Source organism: Streptomyces liliiviolaceus (genome assembly GCF_018070025.1).
In the GTDB taxonomy this organism is placed as follows: Bacteria; Actinomycetota; Actinomycetes; order Streptomycetales; family Streptomycetaceae; genus Streptomyces; species Streptomyces liliiviolaceus.
The window spans coordinates 6,493,842-6,509,924 of record NZ_JAGPYQ010000001.1 but is presented as its reverse complement, the minus strand read 5'-3'; the positions used below and the strand labels follow the sequence as shown (position 1 = coordinate 6,509,924).

1 protein-coding gene is annotated in these 16,083 nt (G+C 72.1%); it reads left to right on the top strand.

What is annotated here, in order from left to right; all coding sequences use genetic code 11:
- Window positions 1-255 precede the first annotated feature (255 nt).
- Window positions 256-16,080, top strand: coding sequence for a type I polyketide synthase (locus tag J8N05_RS28035; RefSeq protein WP_210887526.1), 15,825 nt, complete (start codon window positions 256-258; stop codon window positions 16,078-16,080).
- Window positions 16,081-16,083: the final 3 nt, after the last annotated feature.

Sequence of the window (16,083 nt, the reverse complement as noted above, 5' to 3'; positions counted from 1 at the left end):
GTGAGTCTATGGACGGGGCAGGGCGGGGAAGCGGGGAGTCCGCTGGCCGAAAGTTGCACTGCATGAAGTCTCGGCCCCGACGCCATGGAGATCTTCACGGGCCGGACCCGCGACCGCGGGGAGCGCGCGCAGGGGTAGGGGCGGGTAAGGGTGGTGAGCCCCTGAGGCCGCTCGCTAGCGTCCGTTTCGATTGCCGTTCGAGTGCGGATCCATGGTGGACGCCAAAGCTGGTCGATTAAGCGCGGGGTGGCCGAGATGAGCACTGAGGAAAAACTCCTCGACTATCTCAAGCGGACGACTACGGATTTGCGCGACGCGCGACGCCGTATCACCGAGATCGAGGAGCGGGAGCGCGAACCCGTCGCCGTCGTGGGGATGGCGTGCCGCTTTCCCGGCGGTGTCGCCTCGCCCGAGGAACTGTGGGACCTGGTCGCGGCGGAACGGGACGGACTCTCCGGCCTCCCGCGGGACCGCGGCTGGGACGTGGCGAACCTCTTCGACCCCGAACCCGGCCGCCCTGGCAAGAGTTACGTCGACCGGGGCGGCTTCCTGCACGAGGCGGGGGACTTCGACCCGGCCTTCTTCGGCATCGGGCCGAACGAGGCGCTGACGATGGACCCCCAGCAGCGGCTGCTCCTGGAGATCTCGTGGGAGGCGTTCGAACGGGCGGGCATCGACCCGTCCGTCTACCGGGGAAGCCGCACCGGTGTCTTCGCCGGCGTCAACTACCACGACTACGCGTTCAACAGCAGTACCGGAGCGATCGCTTCGGGACGCATCTCCTACACCCTGGGCCTGGAGGGGCCGGCGGTGACGGTGGACACGGCCTGCTCGTCGTCGCTGGTGGCGCTGCACTGGGCGATGCGCTCCCTGCGGTCCGGGGAGTGCTCGCTGGCGCTGGCCGGCGGCGTGACCGTGATGGCGACACCCGAGACGTTCATCGAGTTCAGCCGTCAGCGCGGACTCGCCCCCGACGGCCGCGTCAAGGCGTTCGCGTCCGCCGCGGACGGCACGGGGTGGGGCGAGGGCGCCGGAATGCTGCTGGTCGAGCGGCTGTCGGATGCCCGCGCCAACGGCCACCCGGTCCTGGCGGTGGTACGCGGCTCGGCGGTGAACCAGGACGGCGCCTCCAACGGGCTGACCGCGCCGAACGGCCCCTCGCAGCGCAGGGTGATCGAGCAGGCCCTGGCCGGCGCCGGGCTGAGCACGCACGACGTGGACCTCGTGGAGGCGCACGGCACCGGCACCGTCCTCGGCGACCCGATCGAGGCCCAGGCCCTGCTGGCGACCTACGGGCGCGACCGCGCGGAGGAACGGCCCCTGTGGCTGGGGTCGGTCAAGTCGAACATCGGTCACGCGCAGGCCGCCGCCGGTGTCGCCGGGATCATCAAGACCGTCCAGGCGCTACGGCACGGTGTCATGCCCAGGACGCTGCACGTGGACGCGCCGACCCCCCATGTGGACTGGTCACCGGGCGGTGTCCGGCTGCTCACCGAGAAGCGCGAATGGCCGCGGACGGATCGTCCGCGCCGGGCGGGGGTCTCCTCCTTCGGGATCAGCGGCACCAACGCCCACGTCATCCTCGAACAGGCCCCGGACGCCGCCGGGCCACCGTCCGCCCCCGACACCGGTGAGCGGTCGCCGCACCGGCCCCCGGCCATGCCCCTGACGCTCTCGGCGCGCGACGACACCGGTCTGCGCGGCCAGGCCGGCCGACTGCGCACCCACCTTCGTACGCACCCCGGACTGGACCTCCACGACGTGGCGTACTCGCTGGCGACCGGCCGCGCCGCGCTGGAGCACCGGACGGTCGTCGTCGGACGGGACCGCGCCGAACTACTCGCCGGACTTGATGAGTTGGCCGACCCGACCGGTCAACCGCTCGACGGGCGGGGACGCGTACTGCGCGGTGTCGCCGCGGCCGGGGAGCCGACCGCGTTCCTGTTCAGCGGCCAGGGCTCGCAGCGGACCGGCATGGGACAGGAACTGCACGCCGCGTTCCCCGTGTTCGCGGACGCCTTCGACGCCGTCTGCGCCGAGTTCGCCCCCCACCTCGACCGGCCACTGGCCCAGGTCGTCAGGTCCGGACCCGGACTGCTGGACCGGACGTCCTACACACAGGCCGGACTCTTCGCGGTCGAGGTGGCACTGTTCCGCCTGCTGGAAGCGGCAGGCGTCGTTCCCGACTACGTCGCGGGCCACTCGATCGGCGAACTGGCCGCCGCCCATGTGGCCGGGGTGCTCTCCCTGGCGGACGCGGCCAGGCTCGTCGCGGCCCGCGGACGGCTGATGCAGGCGCTCCCGGCCGGCGGCGCGATGTCCGCCGTCCAGGCCACCGAGGACGAGGTCCGCGCACAACTCGGCGCCGGAGCCGACGTCGACATCGCGGCGGTCAACGGGCCGAACTCGGTCGTCGTCTCCGGCACCGAGGAAGCGGTGCACCGCATCACCGGGCACTTCGAGGGACTCGGACACAAGACCAGCAGACTGCGGGTGTCGCACGCCTTCCACTCGCCCCTGATGGAACCGATGCTCGCCGAATTCCAGGAGATCGCGGCGGGGCTTTCCTATTCCCCTCCGTCGATCCCCGTCATTTCGAACGTCACCGGCCGAACGGCCGAAGAACTGGAGTCGCCGGAATACTGGACCCGCCATATCCGCCGGACCGTCCGATTCCAGGACGGAATCCGGACGCTGCGTGCGGCGGGTGTCGGCCGATTCGTGGAACTGGGCCCGGACGGCGTTCTCACCGCCATGACCGAAGCCTGCCTCGACGCCGCGGGGAACACCGCCCTCACCGTCCCCACCCTGCGCCGGGACAGGCCCGAGGCCACCGAACTGCTCACCGCAATCGGCCATCTGCACGTGCACGGCCACGCCGTCGACTGGAGGCCGCTGCTGGGCAGCGCCTCCCGGGTCGACCTGCCGACCTACGCGTTCCAACGCCGCCGCTACTGGCTGGAGAACGCCGGCACCGCCGGGGACGTCGCCTCGGCCGGTCTCCAGCCCGTCGAACACCCGCTCCTGGGAGCCGCGGTGACCCTGCCGGACGGGGGTGGGGCCGTCCTGACGGGTCGCGTGTCCCCGGGCACCCAGCCGTGGCTCGCCGACCACATGGTCGCGGGAGCCGTGCTGTTCCCCGGGACCGCGTTCGTCGAACTGGCGGTCCGGGCGGGCGACCGCGTCGGCTGCGGCACGGTCGAGGAACTGACCCTGCACGCGCCGCTGGTCCTGCCCGACCACGACGGCGTCACCGTCCAGGTCGTGGTGGAGAACGCGGACGACACCGGCCGGCGCCCGGTCGGGATCTACTCCCGGTCGAGCGGCACGGCGGGCGACGAGGTGTGGGTCCGGCACGCGGGCGGCACCCTCACCCCCGGCACGACCGCACCGGCCTTCGACCTCACCGCCTGGCCGCCGCCCGGCGCGACCGCGATCCCGGTGGACGACGCGTACGAACGGCTCGCCGGGACCGGCTACGGCTACGGGCGCCTGTTCCAGGGGCTGCGCGCGGTGTGGCGGCGCGGCGACGACCTCTTCGCCGAGGCAGCCCTGCCCGACGACGCCTGGGACGACGCCGCCCGCTTCGGGCTGCATCCGGCGCTGCTGGACGCCGTCCTGCACACGAGCGCGGTCTCCGGGGACGCGGGCGACGACCTCGTCCTGCCCTTCGCCTGGAACGGGGTGCGGCTGTTCGCGGCGGGGGCGCCGGTGGTCCGCGCCCGGCTGAGCCCGGCCGGCCCGGACGGTGTGGCGCTGCGGATCGCCGACGGCGCCGGGCGGCCCGTCGCGTCGGTCGACTCCCTGGTGTCCCGCCCGGTGTCGCCCGAGCGCCTCGCGGGTGCCACGCCGGCCTCCACGGACTCCCTGTACCGGCTGGACTGGTCTCCCGCCGCACTCCCCACGGCCTCCGGCGCTCCGAGCTGGGCGGTGTGGGACGAGGTCGGCGACACGGTCCCCGACGTCGTCGTCCTGCCGGTCAGGAGCGACGGGGTCCTGCCCGGCGCAATACGGACCGACGAGGTACGGGTCGGCGCAATACGGACCGACAAGGTACGGACCGAAGAGGTACAGGCCGAAGCGGTACAGGCCGACGAGACACGCGCCGTCACCCACGAAGTGCTTGCCGCACTGCAGACCTGGACGGCCGGGGAGCGGTACGCGGCATCCCGGCTGCTGGTCGTCACCTCGGGCGCGGTGTCGGTGGACGGCGAGGACGTCACCGATCTCGCGGCGGCCGCCGTCTGGGGCCTGGTCCGCTCGGCGCAGTCCGAGGACCCCGACCGGATCGCACTGGTGGACACCGACACCCCCGACGATCTCGCCGATCTCGTCCCGCTGGCACTGGGCGAACCCCAGACCGCCGTACGCGCCGGGACGGCTCACGTCCCCCGGCTGGCGCGCGTACCGGGCCCTCCCGTACCCGGCCCGGACGAGCCGTTCGGCACGGGCACCGTGCTGATCACCGGTGGGACCGGCGGCCTGGGAGCCCTGCTGGCCCGGCATCTGGTGACGGCCCACGGGGTACGGAACCTGCTGCTGACGAGCCGACGCGGCGAGGACGCCCCGGGCACCGGACAGCTCATGGCCGACCTCGCCGAACTGGGCGCGCACGTGGAGGTGGCCGCCTGCGACGTCGGCGACCGGCCGGCCCTGGCCGCACTGCTGGCCGGCCGCACCCTGACCGCGGTCGTCCACGCGGCCGGCATCCTCGACGACGGCGTGGTCGCGTCCCTGACCCCGCAACGGCTCGACGCCGTTCTGGCACCCAAGGCCCTGGGCGCCCGGCATCTGCACGAACTGACCCGCGACATGGACCTGTCGGCGTTCATCGTGTTCTCCTCCGCCGCGGGCGTGCTCGGCTCGCCCGGACAGGGCAACTACGCGGCGGCGAACGCGTTCCTGGACGGCCTGGTCCAGCACCGGCACGCGCAAGGCCTGGCGGGGCGGTCCCTGGCATGGGGCCTGTGGGCCACGGGCACCGGCATGGCCGGCGGGCTGGACCACGGCGACGTCCGCCGGATGGCACGTTCCGGCGTGCACGCCCTCACAGTCGAGCAGGGCCTGGCCCTCTTCGACGCAGCCACCGTCCGGCCGGAACCACTCCTCGTCCCGATCGCCCTGGATCCCGCCGCACCGGCCGACGCCTCCGGCGAAGTGCCGCACCTCCTGCGGGGCTTGGGCGGCGACCGCGCACGCCGCCGTGCCGCGTCCGGACCGGCCGCCGCCGGGATACTGCGCGACCGCCTCGCGCCGCTGCCCGAGGACGACCGACGCACGGCGGTCCTGGAGATCGTCCGCGCCCAGGCGGCAGCGGTGCTCGGCTTCGACGACCAGGACGCGATCGACACCGAGCGCGCCTTCCGCGAACTCGGCTTCGACTCCCTGTCCGCCGTGGAGCTGCGCGGACGCCTGAACCAGGTCACCGGACTTCGGCTGCCCGCCACCCTGGTGTTCGACCACCCGACGCCGACCGCGCTGGCCCGTTACCTGACGGACGAGATCTCCGGCTCGGGCGAGACGGCGGGCGCCGCACCGGTCGCGGTACGCACTCCCGCCGACGACGACCCCATCGCGATCGTGGGGATGGCCTGCCGCTACCCGGGCGGAGTCACCACACCGGACCAGCTGTGGGACCTGGTGGCGGACGGGATCGACGGCATCACGCCCTTCCCCTCGGACCGGGGCTGGAACATCCGGCGCCTCTACGACCCCGAGGGCTCCCGCCCGGGCACCAGCTACGTCGACCAGGGCGGGTTCCTGCACGACGCCGCCGACTTCGATCCCGGGTTCTTCGGGATCAGCCCGAACGAGGCCCGCTGGATGGACCCGCAGCAGCGGCTGCTGCTGGAGGTCTCCTGGGAGGCCGTCGAACGCGCCGGGATGGACCCCACGACCCTGCGGGGCAGCCGGACGGGCGTGTTCGCCGGGATGATGTACCACGACTACGCGAACAACAGCAATACGGGCTCGGTCGCCTCCGGCCGCATCTCCTACACGTTCGGACTGGAGGGCCCGGCGGTCACCGTCGACACCGCGTGCTCGTCGTCGCTGGTCGCCCTGCACCTCGCGGTGCAGGCGCTCCGCTCGGGCGAATGCTCCCTCGCACTGGCCGGCGGGGTCGCGGTGATGGCGGCCCCCGATGTCTTCGTGGAGTTCAGCGAGCAGCGCGGACTCGCGCGCGACGGGCGCGCCAAGTCGTTCGCCGCCTCGGCCGACGGAACGTCCTGGGCCGAGGGCGCGGGCATGCTCCTGGTCGAGCGGCTGTCGGACGCCCGCGCGAACGGACACCCGGTGCTGGCCGTCGTCCGGGGCACCGCGGTCAACCAGGACGGCGCGTCCAACGGGCTGACCGCGCCGAACGGTCCCTCCCAACGCCGCGTCATCCGGCAGGCGTTGGCGAACGCCGGGCTGACACCGGCCGACGTGGACGCGGTGGAGGCACACGGCACCGGCACCACGCTGGGCGACCCGATCGAGGCGCAGGCCCTCCTGGCCACGTACGGACAGGACCGCCCCGAAGGGCGCCCCCTCTGGCTCGGGTCCATCAAGTCGAACATCGGACACACCCAGGCCGCCGCCGGAATAGCCGCCATCATCAAGATGGTCGAGGCCATGAACCACGGCGTCCTGCCCCGCACGCTGCACATCGACGAGCCGACCCCGGAGGTGGACTGGACGTCGGGCGAGGTGGAACTGCTGACCGAAGCACGGCGATGGGAGGAGTACGGCCGCCCGCGCCGCGCCGGTATCTCCTCGTTCGGTGTCAGCGGCACCAACGCCCACGTGATCGTCGAGGCGGCACCGGAACCCGCCCCCGCAGAGGCCGGGGAAACGGCACCGAATCCGCTCCCGGTCCTCTCGTGGGTGATCTCCGGGCGGGACGGGCACGGCCTGCTCGGGCAGGCGGAGCGGCTGCGCACCCATGTGCTGTCCCGGCCTGACCTGGACCCGGCGGGTGTGGGCCATGCACTGACGACGACGCGGGCGCTCCTGGAACACCGCGCGGTCGTGGTCGGCCGCGACCGCGACGAACTGCTGTCGGGCCTGAACTCGCTGATCGACGACACCCCCGGCCCGGGGACGGCACGCGGGGTCGCGGCGTCCGGCCGTACGGCGTTCCTGTTCTCGGGGCAGGGGGCGCAACGGGTGGGGATGGGGGAGGAGTTGTACGGGTCCTTCCCGGTGTTCGCGACCGCGTTCGACGAGGTGTGCGCTGCCTTGGACCTGCATTTCGATCGGTCGCTGCGTGAGGTGGTGTGGTCGGAGTCTGAGTTGCTCGGGCGGACGGTGTTCGCGCAGGCGGGGTTGTTCGCGGTCGAGGTGGCGCTGTTCCGGCTGCTGGAGTCGTGGGGTGTGCGTCCTGATTTCCTGGCGGGTCATTCGATCGGTGAGTTGGCGGCGGCGCATGTGGCGGGGGTGTTCTCGCTCGGCGATGCGGCGCGGTTGGTGGCTGCGCGGGGCCGTTTGATGCAGGCGTTGCCGTCGGGTGGGGCGATGGCTGCCGTTCAGGCCTCCGAGGACGAGGTCACCGCGCTGCTGGATGACGGGGAGGTGGCGATCGCGGCGGTCAACGGTCCGACGTCGGTCGTGGTGTCCGGTCTGGACGCCCAAGTAGCCTCCGTCGAAGCCCACTTCAAGGCGCTGGGCCGTAAGACGAGCCGTCTGCGGGTCTCGCACGCCTTCCACTCCCCGCTCATGGACCCGATGCTCGACGCCTTCCGCGAAGTCGCCGAGGGCATCACGTACAGCGCGCCCGCCATCCCGATCGTCTCCAACGTGACGGGCGGTCCGGCGGAAGACCTCGACTCGGCCGACTACTGGGTCCGGCACGTGCGGCAAGCGGTGCGCTTCTACGAAGGTGTGCGGACGCTGCGGGCCGCGGGTGTGACCCGCTTCCTGGAACTGGGGCCGGACGGTGTCCTGACCGCGATGACCCAAGCCGCCCTGGAGGAAACGAGCGGCGACGTCACCGCGACGGCGGTCCTGCGGTCCGGCCGACCCGAGAGCGTCACCATGGTCGCCGCGGTCGGGCAGCTCCATGTGCGTGGTGTGCCCGTGTCCTGGCGGGCGATCCAGGGCGAGAACCCGCCCGCAGCAGTGGAGTTGCCGACCTACGCGTTCCAGCGGCAGCGGTACTGGGTGGAGGGGGCGACCGAGTCGGGCGACCTGTCCGGCGCGGGACTCCTGCCCGCCGACCACCCCCTGCTGAGCGCGGTCGTGACCCTGCCGGACTCGGGTGGTGCGGTGCTCACCGGCCGACTGTCGGTCGGCACCCGGCCCTGGCTGGCCGACCACCGGGTGCTGGGCGGCATCCTGTTCCCCGGCAGCGGGCTCGTCGAGCTCGCGATCCGCGCCGGGGACCACCTGGGCAGCGGAACGCTGGAGGAACTCACTCTCCAGGCTCCGCTGGTCCTGCCCGAGCACGGCGGTGTCACCGTGCAGGTCGTGGTGGACGAGGGGGACGAGGCGGGCCGCAGGCCGGTCGGGATCCATTCGCGGCCGAGCGAGAGCGCGCCCGACGCCCCCTGGACCCGGCACGCCACCGGCATACTGACAGTCGATGGACCTGCCCCCGCACGTGTCTCAGCCGACGACTTCGGTCTGACGGTGTGGCCGCCGGAGGGCGCCTCGGCGCTCCCGCTGGACGGCTCGTACGAACGGCTGGCCGCCGTGGGCTACGACTACGGACCGCTGTTCCAGGGGCTGCGGGCGGTGTGGCGGCGTGGGCACGAACTCTTCGCGGAGGTCGCCCTGCCCGAGGACGGTTGGGGTGAGGCAGGCCGATTCGGTGTGCACCCCGCGCTCCTGGACGCGGTCCTGCACACGGCCCTGGTCGCCGGGGACGGGACGACGGACCAGGACGAGGCGGTGCTGCCGTTCGCGTGGAACGGGGTGCGGCTGTTCGCCTCCGGCGCACGGTTCGTCCGGGCGCGGCTGGCACCGGCCGGAGCCGACGGGGTCTCCCTGCGGCTCGCCGGCGAGGACGGGCAGCCGGTGCTGTCCGTCGACTCCCTGCTGTCGCGCCCGGTCTCGCCGGAGCGACTGGCGGTCTCCGCACCGACATCGCACGACTCCCTGTACCGTCTGGAGTGGCCCTCGGCGACACCGGTGGAGGAGACCTCGTCGACACCGGAGGAGGAGAGGGGAGAGGTCCCCTGGGGACTGTGGGAGCCGATTTCCGACACGGTCGACGTGTCCGGCGTACCGGAAGTCGTCGTCCTGCCCGTCACGGACGGCGACCTCGTCGACGGGGTGAACCGGGTGCTTACCGCCCTTCAGACGTGGTCGGCGGGGGAGCGGTACGCGTCCTCGCGGCTCCTGTTCGTCACCTCGGGAGCCGTGGCGCTCGCGGACGAAGACGTGAAATGCCTGACCGGCGCGGCGATATGGGGGCTGGTCCGGTCCGCCCAGTCGGAGGATCCCGGCCGCTTCCTGCTCGCCGACGTGGACGAGCCGGGCGACCTCGCGGGTGTGGTCGCCAAGGTCGTCGCCGTCGACGAGCCCCAAATGGTGATCCGGGCCGGAGCCGGTCACGTACCACGGATGACACGGGCGGTCGTCCCGGCGGACTCGGGCGACCCGGAACCGGCGTTCGGTACGGGGACCGTCCTGATCACCGGTGGCACCGGCGCGCTGGGAGCCCTGGTGGCCCGGCACCTGGTGACGGTCCACGGGGTACGGAACCTGCTGCTGACCAGCCGCAGGGGAGGGCAGGCGCCGGGCGCGGCAGAACTGTGCACCGAACTGGGCCGACTGGGTGCCGAGGTCGAGGTGGTGGCGTGCGACGTGGCCGACCGTGCAGCGGTGGCCGCACTGCTGGACGATCGTGACCTCACCGCCGTGGTCCACGCGGCCGGGCTCCTGGACGACGGAGTGATCGCGTCCCTGACTCCCGAGCGGATGCGCGCGGTGCTCGCCCCCAAGGCCCTGGGCGCCCGGCACCTGCACGAACTGACCCGCGACATGGAGCTGTCGGCGTTCGTGCTGTTCTCCTCCGCGGCCGGCGTGATGGGCGCGCCGGGGCAGGCCAACTACGCGGCGGCGAACGCGTACCTGGACGGCCTGATCGCCCACCGGCGAGCCCACGGGCTGCCGGGACGGTCGCTGGCCTGGGGCCTGTGGGGAACCGGGACGGGTATGTCCGGCCGGCTGGACGGCGGCGACACCCAGCGGATGGGCCGGTCCGGGGTCCGCGCGCTGACCGTCGAACAGGGACTCGGGCTCTTCGACGCGAGCCTGCGGACCACCGATGCCCTGCTCATCCCGATAGGCCTGGAGACCGGGTCCCTGGCCGCCGCGGGCGACGCGCTCCCGCACGTGCTGCGCGCCCTGGCGGGACGCTCGCGCCGCACCGCGGAGGCGGGAGGCGGCTCGGCGGCGGCCCTGCGGGTCCGTCTCGCCGCGCTGCCCGCTGCCGAGCGGGTACCGATGATGCTGGACACCGTCCGCGTCCAGGCCGCATCGGTGCTGGGATACGACGACCCGGGCCGGGTCGAGCCGGAACGGGCCTTCCGCGACCTCGGCTTTGACTCGCTGTCGGCCGTCGAGCAGCGCAACCGGCTGAACCAAGTGACGGGGCTCCGGCTGCCGGCGACGCTGGTGTTCGACCACCCGACGCCGCTGACCCTGGCACAGCACCTGGTGGACGAGATCATGGGCTTCGCGCCCGCCCACGGGCAGACCACCGCCGTCAGGGCCCCGGTCGACGACGACCCGATCGCCATCGTGGGCATGGCCTGCCGCTACCCCGGCGGCGTCGTCTCGCCGGAAGACCTCTGGGACCTGGTCGCGCGCGGGGCCGACGGGGTGGCGGGCTTCCCCGCCGACCGCGGCTGGAACACCGACCGGCTCCACGACCCCGAAGGGGCACGGCCCCACACCAGTTACGTGAATGAGGGCGGGTTCCTCTACGACGCCGCGGGGTTCGATCCCGGGTTCTTCGGGATCAGTCCGAATGAGGCGTGGTTGATGGATCCGCAGCAGCGGTTGCTGTTGGAGGTGTCGTGGGAGGCGTTGGAGCGGGCGGGTATTGATCCGTCGTCGTTGCGGGGGAGTTCGACGGGTGTCTTCGCCGGGATGATGTACCACGACTACGCCCACAACAGCAGTACGGGTTCGGTGGCGTCGGGGCGGATCTCGTACACGCTGGGTCTTGAGGGTCCGGCGGTCACCGTGGACACCGCGTGCTCGTCGTCGCTCGTCGCCCTGCACTGGGCCATACAGGCGTTGCGGTCGGGGGAGTGCTCACTGGCGCTGGCCGGCGGTGTGACGGTGATGGCTACCCCGGAGACCTTTGTCGAGTTCAGTCGTCAGCGGGGGTTGGCCCCCGATGGGCGGGCGAAGTCGTTCGCGGCTGCGGCGGATGGCACCTCGTGGGGTGAGGGTGCGGGGATGCTGCTGGTGGAGCGGCTGGCGGACGCCCGCGCGAACGGTCATCCGGTGCTGGCTGTCGTCCGTGGCTCCGCCGTGAACCAGGACGGTGCTTCGAATGGGCTGACGGCGCCGAACGGTCCGTCCCAACGCCGTGTCATCCGGCAGGCGTTGGCCACAGCAGGCTTGAGCGCCGCGGATGTGGACGCGGTGGAGGCGCACGGCACCGGCACGACATTGGGTGATCCGATCGAGGCGCAGGCGTTGCTGGCCACGTATGGGCAGGATCGTCCGGAGGGTCGTCCGTTGTGGCTGGGGTCGATCAAGTCGAACATCGGTCATACGCAGGCGGCGGCCGGTGTGGCGGGCATCATCAAGATGGTCAAGGCCATGGACCACGGTGTTCTGCCGCGCACGCTGCACGTGGATGCTCCGACGCCGGAGGTGGACTGGGCTTCGGGGGCTGTGGAGTTGCTGACGGAGGCGCGTGAGTGGCCGCAGAACGGTCGTCCGCGGCGGGCGGGGATCTCCTCGTTCGGGATCAGCGGCACCAACGCCCACGTCATCATCGAAGCGGCGCCCGTCGAAGCGGAGGCCGAGCACGAGGAGTCGTCTGCGGGCGAACTCCCGCTCGTTCCCTGGGTGCTTTCCGCTAGGTCCGTCGATGGACTGCGGGGGCAGGCGGAGAAACTGCGGTCGTATCTCACGGCTCACCCCGAGCTGGACGCCGCCGATGTGGCGTTCTCCCTGGCCACGTCGCGCCCAGCCATGGACCACCGTGCTGCGCTGGTCGGCCGGGACCGCGCTGACCTGCTGTCCGGGCTCGACGAGTTGGCTGGGGATGTCCCTGGTCGCGGAGTGGTGCGGGGAACGGCGAACTCCGGCCGGACGGCATTCTTGTTCTCGGGGCAGGGGGCGCAACGGGTCGGTATGGGGGAGGAGTTGTACGGGTCCTTCCCGGTGTTCGCGACCGCGTTCGACGAGGTGTGCGCTGCCCTTGACCTCCATCTGGATCGGTCACTGCGTGAGGTGATCTGGTCGCATGCCGATCTGCTGGATCGGACGGTGTTCGCGCAGGCGGGTCTGTTCGCGGTCGAGGTGGCGTTGTTCCGGCTGCTCGAAGCATGGGGTGTGCGGCCTGACTTCCTGGCGGGTCATTCGATCGGTGAGCTTGCCGCCGCTCATGTGGCGGGGGTGTTCTCGCTCGGGGATGCGGCGCGGTTGGTGGCTGCGCGGGGCCGTTTGATGCAGGCGTTGCCGTCGGGTGGGGCGATGGCGGCCGTCCAGGCTTCCGAGGACGAGGTCGCCCCGTTGCTGGATGGCGCGGAGGTGGCGATCGCGGCGGTCAACGGCCCGACATCGGTGGTGGTGTCGGGCGCCGAGGCTCAAGTCGCTGCGGTGGAGGCCCACTTCAGTGCGTTGGGGCGTAGGACGAGTCGTCTGCGGGTCTCGCACGCCTTCCATTCGCCGCTCATGGACCCGATGCTGAACGACTTCCGTGAGGTGGCCGAGAGCGTCACGTACAGCGCGCCCGCCATCCCGATCGTCTCCACGCTGACAGGCCATGCCGCCAAGGCGGCGGAGATCGCGGGCGCCGACTACTGGGTGCGGCATGTACGGCATGCTGTCCGGTTCGCGGACGGCGTCCAGGCGCTGCGGGACGAGGGGGTCACCCGCTTCGTGGAGCTGGGCCCCGACGGCGTCCTGACCGCGATGACGCGGACCGTGGTGGACGATGCCGCGGCCGGCGTACTGGTCGTGTCGACGCTGCGCCGGGAGTATGGCGAGTCAGCGACGTTGTTGACCGCGGCCGGGGCGATGCACGCCGGTGGGGTCGCGGTCGACTGGGGCAGGGTGTTCGACGGGCGTGGTGTCCGGCGGGTGGACCTGCCCACCTACGCGTTCCAACGCCAGAAGTACTGGCTGGTGGATTCGCAGATCGGCGGAGACGCCCTCTCGATGGGACTCGGGGCGGCCGAACATCCGCTCCTGAGCGCGGTCGTCTCGTCACCCGATTCGGGCGGTGTCGTGCTGACGGGCCGTCTGTCGGTCCACACGCACCCCTGGCTGGCCCATCACACGGTGGGCGGAGTCACCCTGTTCCCGGGCACGGGCTTCGTGGAGCTGGCGATCCGCGCCGGAGACCAACTGGGCTGTGGCCGACTTGAGGAACTGACCCTGGAGGCTCCGCTCGTCCTGCCCGCCGACGGCCATGCCTTCGTCCAGGTCGTCGTCGGGGCTGTCGGCGCTACGAGTGTCGCCGGCGCTGAAGGCACGGCTGATGACGCGATCGACGGGCCTGAGACGCGGCCGGTGTCGGTGTACTCCCGTACGGACGGCGACGCCCCATGGACGCGCCACGCACTGGGCACCCTCTCCGACGACGGCACGGATGGCACCGACGGCATGGATGGCACGGACGCGGCTTTCGATCTGCGGCAGTGGCCGCCGGTGGACGCCGTACCGGTTGAACTGGGCAGTCTCTACGACGGGTTGGCCGAGGCGGGTCTGGAGTACGGGCCGGTCTTCCGGGGGCTGCGGGCGGCATGGCGGCAGGGCGAGGAGGTGTTCGCGGAGGTCGCCCTTCCCGACACGGAGGCGGTGGACGGCTTCGGACTGCACCCGGCACTCCTGGACGCCGCTCTGCACGCGTTGGCGGTCGACGGGACGACCGGTGAGGGTGTCGCCCTGCCGTTCTCCTGGTCGGGCGTGGAACTGTTCGCCTCCGGCGCCAGGGCGCTGCGGGTGCACGTGGCCCCGGCGGGGACCGGCACGCGGTCGTTCCGGGTGACGGACCTGTCCGGGCGGCCGGTGGCATCCGTCGAGTCACTGGCGCTGCGGCAGATCGCACCGGACCGTTTGCCGTCCGCCGCCGGACCGCACCAGCTCCACGAATCGCTGTTCAAGGTGGAGTGGGCGCCGACCACGGTGACCCGGGCCGACGAACCGGTCTGGGCGCGGTGGGACACGCTGAAACCCGATGACACGGTCCCGGACGTCGTGGTGTTCCCGGTCGCTGGCGGGCCGGACGCCACCGCCGCTCGGGAGGCCACCCACGAGGTGCTCGCGGTCGTACAGGCCTGGCTGGCCGAGGACCGTTACGCGGCGTCCCGACTGCTGATCGTGACCTCGGGCGCGGTGTCCGTGGGCGACGAGGATGTCACCGACCTCGCGGGTGCGGCGGTGTGGGGTCTGGTGCGGTCGGCGCAGTCGGAGAATCCCGGCCGGTTCGTGCTGGCCGATTTCGACGTGGACACCGGCCGTGCTGACGTGACGGCGGCAGCCGCTTCGGGCGAGCCGCAGGTGGCCATTCGCGAAGGTGTCGTGCACGCCCCCCGGTTGGCGCGGGTGGCGGTGGAGGCTCGGGACGCTTCTCCGACGGTGTTCTCCAGCGCAGGGGCGGTGCTGGTGACGGGGGCGTTCGGTGCGTTGGGCAGCCTCGTGGCGCGGCATCTCGTGGTCGAGCACGGGGTTCGTCGTCTCGTCCTGGTGGGTCGTCGGGGAGCGCAGGCTCCCGGAGGCCCGGAGCTGTGTGCGGAACTGACCGGACTCGGCGTCGAGGTCGAGGCGGTGGCGTGTGACGTTGCCGATCGGGATGCGGTGGCGGCGTTGGTTGCGGGCCGTGTGTTGTCGGGTGTGGTGCATGGTGCCGGGGTGTTGGACGACGGGGTGGTCTCGTCGTTGACGCCGGGGCGGGTGGATGCGGTGTTGCGTCCGAAGGTGGATGCGGCCTGGTATTTGCATGAGCTGACTCGGGACATGGGTCTGTCGGCGTTCGTGTTGTTCTCGTCGGCTGCGGGTGTGCTGGGTGCTCCGGGGCAGGGGAATTACGCGGCGGCCAATGCTTATGTGGATGCGCTGGCCGTGCATCGGCGGGCCAGCGGTCTGCCCGCCCAGTCGCTCGCCTGGGGTCCCTGGGCCACGGACTCCGGAGGCATGGCTGCCCGGCTGGACCATGCCGACGCCAAACGGATCGCCCGGTCCGGGGTGGAGGGGTTCTCCGCTGACCAGGGCCTCGCCCTGTTCGACACCGTGAGCACGTTGGACGAGGCGGCCCTGCTGCCCGTACGGCTCGACCTCAAGGCCCTTGCCGCCGCTGGCGGAGACCTTCCCCACCTGTTCAGGGGCCTGGTGGGCAGGATGTCCCGGCGGACCGTCGACGCCGGGGCGGGCTCCGCCGTGGCGCTCGCGCGACGGCTGGACGGTGTGCCGCCGGACGAACGCGACGAGATGCTGCTGGAAGTGGTCCGCAGCCACGCCGCCGCCGTCCTCGGACATGGCGACCACCGTGCGATCGAGCCGGAGCGGGCCTTCAGCGACCTCGGCTTCGACTCCCTCAGCGCGGTCGAACTGCGCAACAGCCTCAACTCGGCCACCGGACTGCGTCTGTCGCCGACGCTGGTGTTCGACTATCCCAACGCCCGCGCCCTCGCCGCCCACATTGCGGCGGAGCTGGCGCCCGACTCGGCCGGGACCGATGCCGGTGAGGACACGATCCGGCGGATCCTGCGGACCATTCCCCTGAACCGGCTGCGCGAGGCGGGCCTGATGGACAGCCTGCTCGAACTCGCCGGCGCCCAGGAGCGGGAACCGGCTCCGGCCGTCGGCCCTTCCGACGAACTCTCCATCGACGTGATGGACGCGGAAAGCCTGATCACCCTGGCGCTCGAAGGCGCCGGTCTCGATGACACGACGCGGGAAGAGTGAACG